Origin of the sequence: Peribacillus sp. FSL E2-0218 (genome assembly GCF_037992945.1) — a bacterium.
Classification (GTDB): Bacteria; Bacillota; Bacilli; order Bacillales; family DSM-1321; genus Peribacillus; species Peribacillus simplex_B.
The window spans coordinates 2,479,819-2,498,340 of the sequence record NZ_CP150304.1; the positions used below are offsets into that span (position 1 = coordinate 2,479,819).

14 protein-coding genes are annotated in these 18,522 nt (G+C 41.8%); 11 read left to right on the top strand and 3 right to left on the bottom strand.

Annotation, left to right across the window (positions count from 1 at the left end):
• Positions 1 to 66 precede the first annotated feature (66 nt).
• The 8 genes from MHI53_RS11930 to MHI53_RS11965 all read left to right on the top strand — a co-directional run bounded on the left by MHI53_RS11930 (position 67) and on the right by MHI53_RS11965 (position 8,440).
• The gene (locus MHI53_RS11930; RefSeq protein WP_185113097.1) at positions 67 to 1,005 is read left to right on the top strand and encodes a TAXI family TRAP transporter solute-binding subunit; all 939 of its coding nucleotides are present in this window, start codon (positions 67 to 69) and stop codon (positions 1,003 to 1,005) included.
• A 19-nt stretch (positions 1,006 to 1,024) separates the two neighbouring features.
• A complete protein-coding gene (locus MHI53_RS11935; protein WP_061142819.1) occupies positions 1,025 to 2,125 on the top strand; it encodes an ABC transporter substrate-binding protein in 1,101 nt (366 codons plus the stop codon).
• A 59-nt stretch (positions 2,126 to 2,184) separates the two neighbouring features.
• Positions 2,185 to 3,306, top strand: a complete 1,122-nt coding sequence (locus MHI53_RS11940) for an ABC transporter ATP-binding protein (RefSeq protein WP_340373680.1) — start codon at positions 2,185 to 2,187, stop codon at positions 3,304 to 3,306.
• Positions 3,270 to 4,214: an ABC transporter permease gene (locus tag MHI53_RS11945; RefSeq protein ID WP_061142820.1), complete on the top strand. Its 945-nt coding sequence runs from the start codon at positions 3,270 to 3,272 to the stop codon at positions 4,212 to 4,214. Before MHI53_RS11940 ends, MHI53_RS11945 begins: the two co-directional genes overlap by 37 nt.
• Positions 4,214 to 5,020, top strand: coding sequence for an ABC transporter permease (locus MHI53_RS11950; RefSeq protein ID WP_340373573.1), 807 nt, complete (start codon positions 4,214 to 4,216; stop codon positions 5,018 to 5,020). Before MHI53_RS11945 ends, MHI53_RS11950 begins: the two co-directional genes overlap by 1 nt.
• Before the next feature lie 31 nt (positions 5,021 to 5,051).
• The gene (locus tag MHI53_RS11955; protein WP_340373574.1) at positions 5,052 to 6,458 is read left to right on the top strand and encodes an FAD-linked oxidase C-terminal domain-containing protein; all 1,407 of its coding nucleotides are present in this window, start codon (positions 5,052 to 5,054) and stop codon (positions 6,456 to 6,458) included.
• A complete protein-coding gene (locus MHI53_RS11960) occupies positions 6,455 to 7,780 on the top strand; it encodes a (Fe-S)-binding protein (RefSeq protein WP_340373575.1) in 1,326 nt (441 codons plus the stop codon). Before MHI53_RS11955 ends, MHI53_RS11960 begins: the two co-directional genes overlap by 4 nt.
• A 213-nt stretch (positions 7,781 to 7,993) precedes the next feature.
• A complete protein-coding gene (locus MHI53_RS11965) occupies positions 7,994 to 8,440 on the top strand; it encodes a HEAT repeat domain-containing protein (protein WP_340373576.1) in 447 nt (148 codons plus the stop codon).
• A 158-nt stretch (positions 8,441 to 8,598) separates the two neighbouring features.
• Here MHI53_RS11965 and MHI53_RS11970 read toward each other — a convergent pair whose 3' ends face one another.
• From MHI53_RS11970 to MHI53_RS11980, 3 genes are all read right to left on the bottom strand, one after another.
• Positions 8,599 to 9,957, bottom strand: a complete 1,359-nt coding sequence (locus MHI53_RS11970) for an IS1182 family transposase (RefSeq protein ID WP_340373364.1) — start codon at positions 9,955 to 9,957, stop codon at positions 8,599 to 8,601.
• A 704-nt stretch (positions 9,958 to 10,661) separates the two neighbouring features.
• Entirely contained in the window at positions 10,662 to 11,885 is a 1,224-nt protein-coding gene (locus tag MHI53_RS11975) for an MFS transporter (protein ID WP_340373577.1), read from the bottom strand.
• Between the two features lie 189 nt (positions 11,886 to 12,074).
• Positions 12,075 to 13,091 carry a LacI family DNA-binding transcriptional regulator gene (locus tag MHI53_RS11980; protein WP_100530288.1) on the bottom strand — a complete coding sequence of 339 codons (1,017 nt, stop codon included), beginning with the start codon at positions 13,089 to 13,091 and terminating at the stop codon, positions 12,075 to 12,077.
• Positions 13,092 to 13,309: 218 nt separating this feature from the next.
• On the opposite strand from MHI53_RS11980, the gene MHI53_RS11985 reads away from it, so the two are divergent.
• The 3 genes from MHI53_RS11985 to MHI53_RS11995 all read left to right on the top strand — a co-directional run bounded on the left by MHI53_RS11985 (position 13,310) and on the right by MHI53_RS11995 (position 18,114).
• Entirely contained in the window at positions 13,310 to 14,833 is a 1,524-nt protein-coding gene (locus tag MHI53_RS11985) for a glycoside hydrolase family 32 protein (RefSeq protein WP_061142826.1), read from the top strand.
• 123 nt (positions 14,834 to 14,956) lie between these two features.
• Positions 14,957 to 17,074 (top strand): amylo-alpha-1,6-glucosidase, encoded by a 2,118-nt coding sequence (locus tag MHI53_RS11990; protein ID WP_340373578.1) that lies wholly within the window; start codon positions 14,957 to 14,959, stop codon positions 17,072 to 17,074.
• Between the two features lie 332 nt (positions 17,075 to 17,406).
• Positions 17,407 to 18,114: a DNA alkylation repair protein gene (locus MHI53_RS11995; protein WP_061142828.1), complete on the top strand. Its 708-nt coding sequence runs from the start codon at positions 17,407 to 17,409 to the stop codon at positions 18,112 to 18,114.
• The last annotated feature ends 408 nt before the right edge of the window (positions 18,115 to 18,522 follow it).

Sequence of the window (18,522 nt, forward strand, 5' to 3'; positions counted from 1 at the left end):
ATGAAAAATGGAACACTCTTTCTACCATTCATTTTGCTATTTTGTTTCATAACGGGATGTTCTTTCATGAATGAGCAGCAGGAAATCTCTCAACCTGCTTCTGCCCTGAGACAGGGACAACCAGATTCAAGCGGACAGGATTTGTCGAATCGGATGCTAATCATAGCAACCGGGGACATGTCAGGTGTTTATTTTACCGTAGGCCAGAGACTGTCTGCGTTGTACGAAAGATATAACGGAGCCGTGTCGGGGACACAGGTCACACAAGCTTCCATCGAAAATACGGAGCTAGTCAGCCAGCACAGGGCCGAAATCGGCTTTACGACAGTGGACGTACTAGAGTTGCCTTCTACGAACAAATCAAGATTACGAGCATTGACGACCCTCTATTCCAACTATGTTCAAATTGTTACCACAAAACGTCATGATATTGATTCCTTGGATGATTTAGCTGGAAAAAGGGTTAGTGTGGGTACAAGCGGCAGCGGCACTAGACTAATTGCAGAACGAATCCTTTTGGAAACGGATTTACAGCCTGAACAATTGAATTTATCTTATCTTTCTTTTACCCAAGCTGCCGAAGCGCTGCAAAATGGTTCCATTGATGCGGCTTTCTTCTCTTCAGGCATCCCGAATTATGAAATCGCTTACACATCCAAGCAAACCGAGCTCTCAATCATTCCGATACCGAAAGACATTATTGACCGTTTGCAGAAGCAATACGGTGTGTACGCTCAAAATGAAATCCCGGTTGATACATACAAGGGAATGCAGAAAGAGGTCCAAACGATTTCCATCAAAAATGTCTTGGTCACTTACGATGAAATGTCCGACCGGCATGCTTACAATCTTGTGAAAACATTATATGAGCATCTGCCGGAGCTGCAGGATACACATCCCGCCGCTTCTGACATTTCATTGAATGACGCAGCAGGGCCAGTTCCGCTCGATTTTCATTCTGGTGCCATGAAATATTTTACCGAACATGGATTGATGAAAAAATGAAAAAATGGAGGAAATGAGTATGAAGAAAATAATGAGTTTACTATCCATCATCATCTTGGTTGCGCTTGCAGGCTGCGGAAACCCGACTCCACAAAAACCGGGCGAATCCGTACAAACTAATTCAGGAGAAAAAGGAGAGAAAAAAATAACGATTGCCGGAAATGGAGGAGTCATCGAAAGTGCCATTCGTGATGTCATCGCTCCTAAGTTCAAAGAAGAAACGGGAATAACCGTCAATTATATTTCCGGCTTATCGGGAGAAATCCTATCGAAAGTGGAATTACAGAAAAACGCGCCACAAATCGATATCGCCTTTTTTGTACCAGTGGACGTAATCCGGGCAAAGGAGAAGGAGCTGATCGAACCGGTTGATGAGTCCAATGTGCCGAATATGAAATCGGTGGATCCGCGTTTCATTCCGGCGGAGAAGGCAGCTGCTCCCGTATTCGGGTTAGTCATTGCACCGGCGTATAATACGGAAACCTTCAAAAAGGAGAAGTTGAAACCGATTGAATCGTGGAATGATTTGGTCTCACCGGATTACGAGGGGAAAACGGCCTTTGCGGATATTACGAATGACTGGGGCTTCAATACCCTTAATGGTTTAGCGATTTCAAATGGAGGAAGTACGGAAAACATCGAACCAGGGCTTGAAAAGGCAAAAGACCTTGCTGGCTATTCCAATACGTTTTATAAAAATTCAACACAAATGATGCCTGCGATCCAGCAAGGGGCCGCGGATATAACGGTCATGGGCAGTTATTCAATAGGTGAACTGGCCGTATCCGGAATTCCCATCAAAATGGCTGTACCGAAAGAAGGCGTACCGCTGCAGGCTTTCAGCGCCGGGTTAGTGAAGAATACACCCAACAGTAAAGAGGCCCTAGAGTTCATTAATTATTTAGTCAGTAAAGAGGCCCAACAACTCATTTCCGAAAAAGGATTTTATCCGACGGTGGAAGGGATGAAGATACCGGAGAAATACGAAGAATCAATCGGACTCAAGGAAAGTGACAAAACATTCAAACCTGATTTCGCCAAGTTCGCTGAAATTCGTGCTGAGGTGTCGGACAGATGGGCAAAAGAGGTTACTCCTGAATTAGGAACAAAACTTAAATAAAAAGGGGTGGAGGTAACATGGAAGTAGTGAAAACAGAGGCAGGAACCAACAGGATGTCTATGAAGTCCATTCACCGTTTCGAGTCAACCAAAAATGACGTGGAGATAAAAGGGGCATTCAAGCAGTTTGGCACGAATGTTGTTCTGAATGGAATCGATCTCGAGGTGAAGCAAGGGGAGTTACTAACCCTTCTTGGCCCTTCAGGATGCGGCAAGTCCACCACCTTGAACCTCATCGCAGGATTCCTCGATGCGGATCGGGGCGAGGTCCATATCAAGGGCAATAATGTTACAAAGGTTCCCCCTTATAAAAGAGATTTAGGGATGGTTTTTCAAACGTATTCGCTTTTTCCCCATATGACAGTCTATGAAAATCTAAGTTTCGGGTTGAAACTGCGTAAAGTCGGAAAGTCCGAGCAAGAAAAGAAAATAAGCCAAGCGCTTGAATTGGTGAAAATGTCCGGGCTTGAGAATCGTTATCCGAGGGAGTTATCTGGGGGACAGCGCCAGCGTGTTGCCATTTCACGGGCACTTGTCGTGGAGCCAGAGCTGCTTCTGCTGGATGAGCCCCTTTCAAACCTTGATGCCAAATTAAGGCATGAATTGAGGGCTGAGATCAAGCGACTGCAAAAGGAGATTGGCGTGACGACCATATTTGTCACCCATGACCAAGAGGAAGCCCTTTCCATGTCGGATCGAGTAGTGGTCATGAATGCAGGGAAAATTGAACAAATCAGTACGCCGACTGACATATACAATCATCCCAAGACTGAATTCGTGTTTCAGTTCATCGGAAAATCGAATTGTTTTGAAGGGAACGTGTCAGCGGTGGATCAACGGAAAATCACAGTCAAGTTAGGTTCTGACTTCGCTCATGTAGACGCTGGTAATATCATGGGCGATGACGGTGATTTGAAACCGGGGGATGCGGTCAGGATATATATCAGGCCAGAAAAAATGGAGATCATCTCTGCGGAGGGAACATCATCTTCTCCGCCGTTGGATTTCCATCGTGCTCAAATCAGCCAAATCAATTACCTTGGTACGTCTTGGGAGGTCCATGTACTGCTACAAGGAAAGAGCATTCAAGTATTAACGGCCGCTTTCGATTCTTCATGGCAAAATGGAAGTGAGGTGTTTATCGGATGGAGCCCATCAGAAGTTATGCTAGTCAAGAAATAGAAACTAAGATGAATCCGCTTGAGCCGCAACAGGAACCTAAGTTCAAAAAAAGGAAAGTATGGGTGCCGGGTTTGCTGCTCTTAACGCCCATTCTGCTATTTATATTCGGTTTCTTCGTCATACCGATGTTATACATCTTATATTTAAGCTTCATTTCCACCGATAATCTTGGGGCGGAGGATGCGGTATATAGCTTGAAAAACTATACCCAATTATTTACCGATAGCTACTATCTATCCTCTTTATGGCTGACGGTAAAAATCAGTTTATATTCCGTATTGGTCGCTTTATTCCTAGGGTACCCTGTCGCTTTGACAATGGCAAGAAGTTCAGCGCGAATCAGGGGGTACATCACCCTCTTGATCGTCTCTCCGCTTTTGGTGAGTATCGTTGTGCGCAATTTTGGCTGGTACCTGCTGCTGCTGCCGAACGGAACGATCAATCAAACCTTGATGGCGCTCGGAATCATCAATGCGCCATTGAAACTTCTATTTTCGGAAATCGGAGTGGTGATCGGGCTCTCCAATGCCTACCTGCCGTTCATGATCCTATCGATCGTTGCCAGCCTTTATAATATCGACCCTTCCCTGGACAAGGCGGGAGCCATACTAGGTGCAAGCCCTTTCAGAAGGTTCTTTTCGATAACCTTGCCGCTAAGCATACCAGGCATCGTATCGGGCTGCATCCTTGTGTTCAGCTTATCGATGAGTGCGTATGTCACACCGGCACTCATGGGCGGAGCGAATGTGCCAGTCATGCCCGTTGTCATATACGACCAGATTAATAATCTGCTTCACTGGACATTCGGATCTGCCCTTTCTTATATTCTATTGGCAACGACGGTCCTTTCAGTGACCATTTTTACGAGAGTGTTTGAAAAAGGGAAATTCAAGGAGGTATTCCGATAATGAAAACGTTTGGCGGCCTTCGGATTGCAGTAGCCGTGTTAGCAATCATCTATATCTTGATTCCGCTGATTGTCGTTATCCCGGCATCTTTTACTAGCGCGAATTATCCTAGTTTTCCAGCTGATGGTTTTTCGCTGCAATGGTATACAAAAATACTGGAGCGTCCTGAATTTCTCGAAGCATTTTTGAACAGTGCAAAGTTTGCTGCGCTTGCGGCCATTTTCTCGGTCATATTCGGGACCTTGGCGGCTCTTGGCATCGCAAAATATGAGATTCCGGGTAAACCCTATATTACAGCCCTTTTAACTTCTCCATTGAGTGTTCCGCAATTGGTTTTGGGGATAGCCCTTTTAATGTACTTTACACCCATGATGCTGGCCGGGACGTCTACTGGTTTTTTAATTGCCCATATCGTCATTTGCATCCCCTATGTCATGCGGCTCGTGTTGACGGGTTTAAGCGGATTTGATTACAATCTTGAACGTGCTGCAGCCATACTGGGGGCCAACCCTTTGACTGTATTCCTGAAAGTGACGCTGCCGCTGATCGGATCTGCGGCCATATCGGGAGGTTTATTCGCCTTTTTGACATCGTTTGATAATGTCACGGTTTCCCTCTTTATGGTATCACCTGAAATGAGAACCCTGCCGATCGAGATCTTCTCACAAATGCAGGATGCCTACAATCCAATCGTCGCAAGCGTATCAAGCGTAGTCATTTTCATATCCGTTCTGCTGATCATCATACTTGAAAAAATTCAAGGTGTCGGCAAAGTTTTTGGCGGTTCTCATCATACCAACGGATAACCGCTATGAACCTAGAAAGGAAGTGATGTGCATGAAAAAAGAGATTCTTGCTGCACTTGGCCAGATCATTCCTCAAGAGCGGATGTTCCTCGATTTGGCAGAGCGTTATTGTTATAGCTATGACGCGTCTTTCGGCGAATATTTACCTGAAATTGTCATACAGCCGAAAAACGCCAAGGAAATCAGTGAGTTAGTGAAAATGGCCAATCTACACAAAATCCCCGTTTACCCTAGAGGATCGGGTACCTCTCTAAGTGGCGGCCCCTTACCTGTAAAAGGCGGGATGGTTCTTGATCTTACCCTTTTGCGAGATAAATTGTTTATTGACAGGGAAAATATGCTCGCGATTGTGTCTCCAGGCGTGATTACGGCCACCATCCATCAAAAAGCCGACGAAGCGGGTTTGTTTTATCCACCTGACCCAAGCAGTTCCAATGTGGCCACAATAGGCGGGAATCTATTGGAAAATTCGAGCGGACCAAAAGGGTTGAAGTATGGGACGACTAAAGAATATGTAATCGGATTGGAAGTGGTCACACCTACAGGGGAAATCATCCGTACCGGCGGAAAGACCGTGAAAAATGTTACCGGCTATGACTTGACCCGGTTAATTGTGGGTTCAGAGGGCACCTTGGGAATTGTGACGGAGGCGATCATCCGCTTGATTCCAAAACCGCAAAGCCAAAAAACATTCGTGGCCCATTTCAATCATTTCATTGACTCGGGCCATGCGATAACAAGCATCTTATCGTCAGGAATCCTCCCTTCGGCCTTGGAATTAATGGATAATGCATGTATCCGTGCTGTCGAGAACTATCGCCCTTCAGGCTTGCCGCTACAAGCAGAGGCCATCTTGATCATCGAAGTCGATGGTCATCCGTTGGCAATTGAAGAAGAAATAAATAAATGCGCGGATATTTGCAAAGATAACGGGGCTTCCTACGTCAAGATTGCGGAAACGGAGGAGGAACGCCAAACCATTTGGAGTGCGCGTAAATGGGTATCCCCGGCCATTACCCAAATGGGGCCGACGAAAATTTCGGAGGATGCCACGGTCCCGCGCAATCAAATTCCGGCAATGATGGAGAGATTACAGCAAATCCGCGATAAATATGAATTGAACTTGGTTGTTTTCGGTCATGCCGGTGATGGAAATTTACACCCGAACATCATTACCGATAAACGAAATAAAGCGGAAATGAAAAAAGTGGAGCTCGCCGTGAGTGAAATTTTTGAAGCAGCGATCGAACTGGGCGGAACGCTTTCCGGGGAACACGGAATCGGTACGTTGAAGTCACCCTATATGGAAATGGAATTAGGAGCAAATGGGGTAATTATGATGAAAAAAATAAAGGAAGCGTGGGATCCGAATAATATCTTGAACCCTGGTAAGATCTTTGCTGAAAAAGGTCAAACAAAGGTCGTGTTGCTCACATGAAGGCAGCTGCCACATCCAACCATGCAAATAGAGCGGTTGAACAATTGCACGCGAATGCTCATGACTGGACAAATCAATGCGTTAAATGCGGGTATTGCTTGCCAGCATGCCCCACCTACGAATCAATGGGCGTGGAATCCGCTTCACCACGGGGCCGAATCAACCTAGTCAAACTGGCTGCCGAGGGGAAAATAGATCTTCAAAAGGATTTAACGGAACCGATCGAGCTTTGTTTAGGTTGCCGTGCCTGTGAAACCGCCTGTCCTGTCGGTGTTCCTTACGGGCATATATTGGAGGCGGCAAAGGAAGCGATCGGAAATCGCCCGCCCAGCAGCGATAACATGACGAAGATGAAGAAACTGGCATTGGTTCACCTCTTTCCCTACCCTCGGCGAATGAATCTGCTCGGTAGCGGGGCCATGCTTTATCAAAAATCAGGGTTATCCAATCTTGTTCGTCAATCGAATCTGCTCTACAGGGTTTCACCGGTTCTTGCCCATTTAGAACAAGCGCTTCCAGCCATCGAATCTCCCGCGAAACGGATCAGGGCGGGTACGCTGATACCTTCCAAAGGGGCAACCCGAATGAGAGTGGCATTCTTCACAGGCTGCATCATGGATTCGCTGATGTCACGAATCAACCGTCTTACCATCGAGCTGCTTACCCTTGTGGGATGTGAGGTCATACTTCCGGAAAATCAAAGCTGCTGCGGTGCCCTCCATTCCCATCAAGGCGAAGCGAAGCAAGCGAAAGCTCTGGCGAAAAGGAACATCCAGGCTTTCATGCAGATGGATGCAGAGGTAATCGTCAGTAATGCCGGGGGCTGCGGTGCATCACTTCGGGAATATGAACAGCTCTTGGCTGATGATTGCGAGTGGTCAGGGGCGGCAAAAGATTTCTCCAAGAAATCAAAAGATATCAGCCAAATTCTTCATCAGTTAGGGCCGCTCCCTTTTACTGGAGAATATCATGGCATCGTTACTTTCCAAGATTCCTGCCACTTGCGCAATGTCCAGAAGGTGCAAACGGAGCCGCGTTTATTATTGCAAGCGATACCAGGTATCACTTACGTGGAAATGGCGGGATTTGACCGTTGCTGTGCATCGGGAGGCATATATAACCTTCTCCATTTTGAGGAATCGATGAAAATCCTGGATGAAAAAATGAACGACCTTAAAGAAACAAGGGCCACTACAGTCATAACGGTTAATCCTGGCTGCCAAATGCAAATGAGCATTGGCATCCAAAGGGATGGGGCGGCTAACCATATCAAAAGCTTGCATCTCGTTGAAATTCTTGCCAAGGCCTGTGGCTTGAATTGACAGATTAACGCCAAGGTTGTTTGAGGATGATGGCAGGCGTAGATAAAGCATGCGAATGGCAGTTTGCTACGAAATTTAACTATATTAAAATATGGAAAAGGGTATAATGAGTAAGGGAATGATGGATGTAAAGTAGAGGATTTATGTAGATTGGAATTACATGCCGTTCACTATCCAGATATTTACACAAAGACAGAAGGAGAAATGATTCACTTGACTAATAAAGAAACGAAAATGAACGAGTTACCTGAAAACTATGAGGAATTAAAAAAGTCCGCCAATCGCAAATCCAATTGGAGAGAACGTTTGGATGCGATAGAAGAGTTAGGACAAGCGAAAAACCAACAAACCATCGATATATTAACCCATATCATGAACAGTGATTCTGTCTATAAAGTTCAGGAGGCATCCTACCGGCAACTAAAAAGATTAGGAGAAGACGTTCAATTGCCATCCAGAAAAAAAGGGGAATTGGTTAAAGGGTTAGCGAAAATCCTATTAAGGATAAAGAAGAGTTTGCCGGAAGACCATACGTATGAGGAATTCAAGGAAAAACTTCAAAAGATGCGGATGGATATATACGATACCTATGAGGGGGAAAAGGGCGCAGACTTCGATGAATGGCTAGAGAGCACATGGTCTTCCTTATCGAAAAGATAACCTTCCGTACAAGCGGGAATCAACAAAGGAGCAAAATTTTTGCTCCTTTCAGTTTGTAGACAAAAGGGGTTCGGAATTAAAAAATTCCGAACCCCTTTTGAAATTCCTTTGAAATTTTGACCAAAGGTTACGAGATTTGGGCTCTTCGAGCCACTATGTTAAGCCATTTTAGGACCTTGCCATGTCCAAGTGGCCATCTTCTTTACATTCATGGCAGCGAAAGTAAGCATCGCCTGCATCGACAATTTTTTAAGTCCCCTTAAAGTAGTCCAACGCATACCATGCTTTTCTTTTGCATCTGCGAATACACGCTCAATCGTTTCTTTGCGTTTCGCATATATAGGTTTTACCTCTTGATGATGACGCAGATGATCTGCTTCTTCCACATATGCTTGCCAGATATGCCGTGTCACTACTTTTTGATGGTCTTTGCTTTCCGTACACCGTGATAAAAATGAGCATGTTGCACAAATTTGTTTGGGCGATTTGTACTCGCGATAGCCCTCTTTATTTGTTGTTGAGTACTTTAAAGTTTCTCCCGAAGGGCAAAGGTAACAATCAAAGTGTTCATCGTAAACATAGTCATGTTTGCGAAAGAATCCTTCTTTTGTACGAGGACGTGTATAGGGTAAAGCAGGTGTGATTTCTTTGTTAAATAGGTAGCTTGTAATCGCTGGTGTTTTATAAGCTGCATCTGCGGCAACTGCTTCTGGTTTTCCAACTTTCTCAATCACTTGCTCAACAAGTGGCTCCAAAATATGACTGTCATGTGTATTACCAGGTGTTACAATCGTTCCCAATACAAAACCGTTGCCGTCTGCGGCCGCATGGAATGAATAGGCAAACTGTTTTGTTCGTTCATCTTTCACATAGTAGCCACTCTCAGGATCCGTAGTACTTTCTTTAATTGCTTTGGTTTCTTCCTTATCAAATTTATCTGGTGGAAAAGGCTTCTTTCCATGGTTTTCACGATCTTGATTGATTTCTTCTTGAAGACGTCCTTGATACGCTCGTGTTTCTTTACGAACGATTTTCTTTTCAAATTTCCGTTTATTCGCACTGGCTTTCACATGGGTGGAATCCACGAAAACGTGTTCTACACTTATTACCTTTTTATTAGCAGCTGTCATTAAAATGCGACAGAAAATCTGTTCAAACAGGTCTGTATCTTTAAAGCGTCGCTCATAATTTTTTCCGAACGTAGAGAAATGAGGTACTTTATCATGGAAACCATAGCCTAAGAACCAACGGTAAGCCATATTGGTTTCAACTTCTTCAATCGTTTTACGCATGGAACGAATACCGAAGGTATATTGAATGAAAGTCAGTTTAACTAAAATAACTGGATCAATACTTGGGCGTCCTACCTCTGAGTACATATCTTTCACCAAGTCATAAATGAAAGTGAAGTCAATGGCAGCCTCCATTTTACGAACCAAATGGTTCGGTGGCACCAGTTGATCTAAAGTAATCATTTCAAGTTGATCTCGCTGAATAGAATCATGTTTAGAAAGCATCCTCATCACCTCAAGTTTTAATCCTTCAATTTTAAAACAAAAATGACTCCAGTCAAAAGTGTTCTATCTAAAAGGTAAGACAAAGTTGATTGGAACGGAAGGTACGAGACTCCTGCGGGAAAAGCGCGTCTAGGGGAGACCCCGCAGGCAAAGCCGAGGAGGCTCCCCGACCGCCCGCGGAAAGCGAGTGCCTGGAGTGGAAATCAACGTCTAAATTGTACAGGCCATAAAAATAGACAAACTCGATTTTCATCGAGTTTGTCTACAGTCTGAAAGGAGCAAAATTTTTGCTCCTTTTTGCTATGTGCCGAATAAAAGCCAAGGAGCTTTACATCTGGGTTTCTTTTAGATAAGGGTATTATTCTGACCAATTTTCGCAAAATATACAAAGGCCAAAAAAACGGAAGGTGATTGACATGAAGGAAATATCCCAAAAGAGATTTTGTGAAACGTGCAAGAAGGAGACCATTCATACGGTAACGGAAGACGCATTGGAAATAGAATATTCCTGTAACGAGTGTAAGGCGCACCAAGAGATTTACAAATCTTTTTTTTAAAAATGATTGAAGAACACTTTGGTCAAAGGCAGCTACTTTAACTTACGATCTGATAAAAGGGAAGTAAGTTTATATTGTAATACCTTTTACAAAAAAGCAATCACACAATGTGTGGATTGCTTTTTTGTATCTACTTGTATTTTATCGTTATACAGCTTGTTTAGGATAATGAACTTGTTTAGGTAGAGCAGTTGGCCTCAAAGCCGCGAATAGGATAACAAAAACGAATACACTAACACCTAGAATTAAATAGGTTTTAGAAAAGCCTATCGTATCGTACCAATGACCAAGTATTGGCGAAAGAATGGCTTGACCCACTTGAGACACGAAATAATATCCTACAATATACATCGTAGCCGAGAACTTAGCATCGAAATTAGCATCGATAAATTTTAAGATAGCAATCAACATAATCGGAAGTTCGAAAGAATGTAACATTTTCATTGTAGAAATGCCAATCGGTTCCACCGCTAATCCCGATCCAGTAATACGAATTGCCATGAGTAACCCTGCCAGGACCAAACTTTTCTTGGCGCCGATTTTATTAACGATAAACGGGGCAATAAACATCATGCCTGCTTCTAAAAAGATTTGAATAGAATTTAGATAACCAAACATTTGATTTCCTTGTCCGCTGGTAGAGAATAAGGAAGCATAATAAACGGGAAATTGTTGATCATAGACAGAATAAATACAAGCCACGCCTAGAACATACACCATAAATATCCAAAAAGTTTTGTTCTTTAATAAAGCTAATGTATCTGTTAATTTAATTGAATCCGTTTTCTTTTGTTCTTCTTCTGAAATTTGAACGTTCATTAATAGAAGAAAGAGAATAAGGAAGATACTACATGCCGATGCAACCCAAAAGCTGATATGAGGATTGATGTTAAACAGTTTCCCCGAAAAGAAGGCTGCAGATGCAGCACCTAATGATCCCCACATCCTTACTTGTCCGTACTCGAAATGATATTTTCTGCCGGTGCGTTCGGCGTATGATTCAATAGCTCCAAACGATGCTAGTAATGTGGCACTGAGATAAACACTTCCGGTAATGGCGCCTAAAATAGGATTGTAATGTAATAGAGGACTATAAATATAAATGAAAAACGGACCAATTAGCATTATCAAAAATGTTATAACCCACAACAAATGTTTCCTCAATCCAATTTTATCGGAAATGAAACCGTATAGTGGTTGGAAACAAAGGGTGGCGATAGCATTAATGGAAAAAATCGTACCTACTTGGGCGCCACTTAGCTCTAATGTTTGTCCTAACCATATAGCAAATAAAGACATGGCAGATGTAGAAGCAAAAAAATAAAAAAAAGTAAAGCCGCTTAAAGACCAATAATTTAAATTCTTTTTCATGTTCTCAATCCCTTATATGTATTTTTTTCCATGTGATTTTCAAAACTACACATTTACCAATAACATAATAGTTAGAAAATTACACAAGGTTGAAGCGCTTTCTTTTTTGATGAAGGAAGTATAGGGTCCATTGAAACAAAATAAAGGGCATCCGAAACGTTTCGGAAAATATATAAAACTAAAAACTATTCATTTATAGTTTTTAGTAGTACTGTCTCTAATAATCAAATTCGTATCTACATAACGGCACAAATCCGTTGGATCCTCTTCTAGCATTTTAATGAGTAAGTCTGCAGCTTCAGAACCAATTTTGTACACTTCTTGTCCAATCGTGGTTAATGGGGGCAGACAGTAGGAAGCAAGGGTAATATTATCGTATCCAACTATGGAAATGTCATCTGGTACTGTCTTGCCTAATTTATGGCAGGCTTTTAATGCTCCAAGTGCCATGACATCACTGGCGCAAAATAAAGCATCCATGTCTTTATTTTCTTCTAAGAGCTTATAAGTAACGCTTTCCGATGTTGCTTCTTCAAAGGCACCATCTACAATCCATTCCTTGTTGACGGGAAGGTTGTACTCCGTAAGCTTCTCGATATATCCTTTCAATCGTTCTTCACTTACATAAGCCCCTTCATGTCCATTGATCATCCCTATATTTTTATGACCTAGCTGGATAAGATGCTCAATGGCTTTTTTTGCACCTAATACATTGTCCGTCGTTACATATCCAACAGAATCCGTTTGTATGGGGATATCTATCAATACACAAGGAATATCACTTTCCAAGATTTCTTTTAAATATGGATCGTCTTTTCTAATACCTTGGACAATCGCTCCATCGACACGGCGTTCACGACAAAGCTGTGTATAAGTCTTTTCACGCTGTTTCGTGGTATTCGTGTTAAATAAAATCAAATCGTAACCAAGGGCTGAAGCCGTTTCATTGATTCCACAGAGCACTTCGAACGTAAAATTATCCTTTAGATTTTCCTTACTCATTCCGGACACGAGTAATCCAATGGTTTTGGACTTCTTCATAACAAGCCCGCGTGCTAACGTGTTAGGGCTGTAGTTCAGCTCTTTAGCAACAGCCAGGATTTTTTGTTTGGTCTTTTCATTTACATCAAAATAACCATTTAATGCCCGGGATACAGTAGTGACGGAAACCCCAGCAGCCTTTGCGATATCTTTAATCGTTGTCAAAAAAAAACCTCCAAAACGTTTCGGATCACTTTCACTTTATTTTAGCGCCCTTAAAATAAATATTCAATCTTTTTTTATTTAGAAAATTGATAATAAAGAAATTACTCTTGTTTTTTGTTAAACAGATATCTTAATGTATTAGTGAAACAATGGGATGCCTAATTATGTAAAAGGTATCGAGAAAATCGATGAGATAAGAGCGAAAATGGAGGTAAATCATGGTGATTGATAGGCGACATCAGGAAGCGATTGAATTGGCAGCGCAATCCATTCGTCAAAACGTTAAGAAAGTTAGCGGGGATCATTGGAGACTCAATTATCATATAAGTACAGAGGCCTTTTGGATGAATGATCCTAATGGGTTCAGTACGTTTAAAAATGAATATCATTTATTTTATCAGCATCATCCCTATAGCGCTGAATGGGGACCTATGTTTTGGGGACATGTAAAAAGTAAGGACCTAGTTTTTTGGGAACATCTACCGATAGCGTTGGCTCCCAGTGAAGAATACGATCTGGATGGTTGCTTTTCAGGTAGTGCCATCGAAAAAGATGGTTTTCTCTATGTCTTGTATACGGGGAATGTTTGGACAGGTAATGATCAAGACACAGATTTACGGCAAACTCAGTGTCTTGCTGTAAGTGAAGATGGCATCCATTTTAATAAAATCAATCAAAATCCCGTCATGTTATCAGCGCCAAAAGGAGAGATCCACCCTCATCATTTTAGGGATCCAAAGGTGTGGAAGCATGGTGATGATTATTATTGTGTGGTCGGATCACGCACAAAGGACCATCAAGGGCAAGCGTTGTTATATCACTCAAAGGATTTAATGGATTGGGAATTTATGAACGTTATGGCAAAGAGTGATGGGAAGTTAGGTTATATGTGGGAATGCCCGGATTTTTTTCATTTAGACGGGCATGACATATTGATGATATCTCCACAAGGGATGGAGCCAGTGGATGATCTTTATCAGAACCTCCATCAAGCGGGATATATTCAAGGCAAGTTAGATTATGAAACTGGCTTGCTCCATTATCGTAACTTTCAACTATTGGATTATGGTTTTGATTTTTATGCTCCACAAACCATTCAAGACCTTAAAGGAAGGCGTATTATGATCGCTTGGTTGGCGATGTGGGAAAGTGAGATGCCTGAACAAAAAAACAATTGGGCAGGGGCTATGACCATTCCACGTGAGTTAACGGTTCAAGACAATAAAATCCTAGTAAATCCTATTTCAGAATTTGAAAAGCTTCGGGAAAATGCTGTTCAATATACCAATATCACGGTTGAGGGCGAACATACTTTCCATCAAATTTCAAGTGATAGTTATGAAATTGAGGTGATCATTGAGGCACAAGCATCTTTAACTTTTGGAATGAAGGTAAGAAGAAGCGAAGCATTAAATCAAGAGACTTTGCTTATGTACGATCGAACGGAAAGCTTGCTTGAGCTTAACAGAGACCGATCAGGAAGCGGTCCTAAAGGACGTAGGGTAGCTCCAGTTAAACTATATGATAATAAACTATGTTTACGTATTTTCATTGATAAATCTTCTATAGAGGTTTTTATCAATCATGGTGAAAAAGTAATGAGTGCCAGGATTTATCCAGACCAGGCAGCCAACGGTATAAGCTTTTTTTCTGATAAAAAGATTACGTTGATAAAATTCCAAAAATGGGATTTAAATAAATCCATATCCATTGGAAGTATTGAAGGCAACAGTAGTCGTTGAAGATGGTGATGTTCTCGTGCCTGTGAATACGGTTTGTTAAAAAAACATTGAATTATCAGAATCAAAGAGATAAAATGTAAAGCAAAGTTAATCCGAAACGTTTCGGAACGAGGGGGAGCTCAAGTGGAATATCGTGTAATCAAGGAAAATGATTTGTTTTTATTAACAGATGAAAGAGGCAATATCACAGAAAACCACCAGTATGGATTAGGACTTTATGCAAAAGATACGAGATTCTTAAATAAACTCAATATTAAAATTAATGGAGAAGATCCCATTTTATTGTCTTCAAAAGCAGATGAGAATTATATGGCGACCATCTTACTTACAAATCCTCATATGGAAAATGATGAAGAAGTAGTTTTATGGAGGGAATCGATAGAAATTCAGAGAAAGCGGTTCATTAACAATGGTGTTTTATATGAGGCAATTACGTTGAAAAATTACTCCCCGAAACGTATTACATTTTCGATCACGGTTGAAGTGGATGCTGATTTTACGGACATGTTCATTGTTCGCGGTTTCCAAACAGGAAAAGTCGGAAAACGAACTGGACAATTGGTTAAAGATAAGTCTTTGATTTTTACATATCAAGGTTCTGATAATCTTTCCCGAGAGACTTCTATCTCCTGGGACAGAGAACCTGCTAAAGTAACTGAGACAGGTGAAATTACATTCCATTTTACATTAGAGCATGCACAAGAAGAGGAGGTCGTGCTAACGATACGACCTCAAATCGCAGGAGAGGATGAAATCGAAATACTCCCCATGACGGAGGCACTTCACGAATTAAGAACATCCTACAAACAATGGGAATGCAGTACTACAAAAGTAAAAACTGACCACGAAACGCTTCAACGGTTAATTACCAGAGGATTAAGTGATATCCGTGTTTTACTTTCCGATGTGGGATATGGTCCATTTCCTGTAGCTGGCTTACCGTGGTATGGTGTTCTGTTTGGGCGCGATAGCTTAATTACAGCCTTGCAGATGCTTCCTTTCAATCCTGAGGTAGCCAAAGGAACATTAAGGACTTTGGCTGTCCATCAAGGAAAAGAAAACAATCCATGGCGTGATGAGCAACCAGGGAAAATCATGCATGAAATTCGTTATGGGGAGTTAGCCAATACAAACCAAATTCCATTTACTCCTTATTACGGTACAGTTGATGCAACCCCTTTATTTATCATCTTACTAACGGAATATGTAAAATGGACAGGTGATTTTGCGTTACTTAATGACTTACAACCTAACCTTGATGCAGCCTTTGCATGGATTAATGAATACGGTGATAGAGATGGAGATTCCTTTGTCGAATATCATCAAGAATCGAGTAAGGGAATTGCCAATCAAGGTTGGAAAGATTCCGCGGACGCTGTAGTCCATAGAAACGGGGAATTTGCAAAAAGTCCAATCGCCCTTGCAGAAGTTCAAGGTTATGTGTATCAAGCGAAAATGGGCATGGCATCATTGTATCAAGCAGTCCATAAACAAGCGGAAGCTACATTGCTAAAAGATGAAGCAGCTCTTCTGAAGGCAAAATTTAATGAACAGTTCTGGATGGAAGATAAATCTTTTTACGCCATTGCCTTGGACCAAAACAAAGAAAAGGTAGGTACCATCACAACCAACCCAGGTCATGTTCTATTATCGGAGATGCTGGATGAAGATAAAGCAGATAAGGTAGCGACCATGCTGTTATCTGATAAAATGCATTCTGGCTATGGCATACGCACCATGGGGGAAGATGAGGCTGCTTATAATCCCATTAGTTATCATGATGGAAGCATTTGGCCTCATGACAACAGTCTCATTATCCTTGGATTAAGTAAAACAGGGAAACAGGAAGAAGCAAATAAAGTCATGGAAGGATTAATGCAAGCGGCCCAACATTTTGAATATGATCGACTGCCTGAGTTATTTTGCGGATATTCATCTAAACTTGGTAAGCCTGTTAAATATCCAGTTGCCTGTTCGCCACATGCTTGGGCAGCTGCCACACCATTAACATTCATCCAGTCGTTGCTTCAATTGTTTCCAAACAGCCCTTCTAAAGAGATACACTTAAACCCGTGCCTGCTGGATAATATGAATGAACTCAACGTGCAAGGAATTAACATTGGTACAGGAATTCTTTCTATGACTGTAAAAAGGGAAGATGGACAAATCCTTGTCTCCATCGATGAAAATACTACAGGTTACAAAGTGGTTTCTTCTTCATTACAACGAATCGACCTTTAATAATAACAGCCTAAGACCGCATACAAACAGAGTTTCCACTGTTTGTATGCGGTTTTTGGTTACATAATTACAGAAGGATAAGAGATGTGAAGCTGCTTTGTCCAGAGGGATAGGTGTTTGTTTAAATTGCTTGTTATGTTTGAATGAACGTTTAATTTGACACTTGAGACATTAAAAGGATGGAATTTCATTGGGGCCGTGTTTGTTTGTGTACGGAAGATGTAGGATGATTCTATTAGAATAATGGTAAAATGGAGAAGTGTTGAAGACTTGATAGTAAAAAAGTTGCTTACAATTAACCAGGAACTAATTAAGAAAGGACGTACAAAACTATGGATTTCAATATAGTTATGCAGGAGCTAGAAGCACTCAGTAAGGAACGTACGAAAAAAATGTACATATCCAATGGTGCTCACGAGCCGCTTTTTGGCGTGGCCACTGGTGCGATGAAGCCACTTGCAAAGAAAATAAAAATAAATCAACGTTTAGCTGATGAGCTTTATGCCACAGGTAACTACGATGCGATGTACTTTGCAGGCATTATTGCAGATCCAAAAGCCATGAATGAATCAGATTTTAATCGTTGGATGGATGGAGCGTATTTTTATATGCTTTCCGACAATGTGGTGGCCGTCACCTTATCGGAATCAGATCTTGCACAAGATATTGCAGACAAATGGATCTCAAGCGGCGATGAGCTGAGAATGTCAGCGGGCTGGAGTTGCTATTGCTGGCTTTTAGGCAATCGTCAAGACGATGAATTTTCCGAGATAAAGATTTCCAATATGCTTGATATCGTGAAAGATTTTATTCATGATTCGCCTGAACGAACGAAATCCGCTATGAATAATTTCCTATACAATGTGGGCATTTCCTATTTGCCCCTTCATGAAAAGGCAGTCGAAACCGCAAAGACGGTTGGGACAGTAGAAGTTAAACGAGATAAGAAGAAAAACAGTTACCTACATGCTTCTGACAGTATTGAAAAAGAAATTCAAAGAGGCAGGCTTGGTTTCAAACGCAAATATGTAAGATGTTAAAATAGCTCGGCAGCCAGGTATTGAAGCACTTTTAATCGAAGGTGTCATCAGAGGCGGCCAGGTGAAGACAGAAACACACTTCCCAAAATAAATGCCTGTCCCATTTCGTGAAAAGGGACAGGCATTTATTTTTCTGCTGTTTTTCATCCTTGATGAATTTGAAGACGGACAAAGTTCATCATTATGGATATTATCCCTTGAAAGGAGGTGGTTCCAAAAAATGATTGTTGAGGTTTATATTCGCTAAACATGGTGTCTGTCATAGCCATTGAATAAAGGAAACGAAACCGCAGGGACACCATTCTTTATCTGCGCCGTGAACCAGAACGAACAGTCATACCTTTGGGAATACTGCGCTCCAATTCCTGTCCATATCCTTCATGTATGTCTGACATTTTTCTCGGTGGA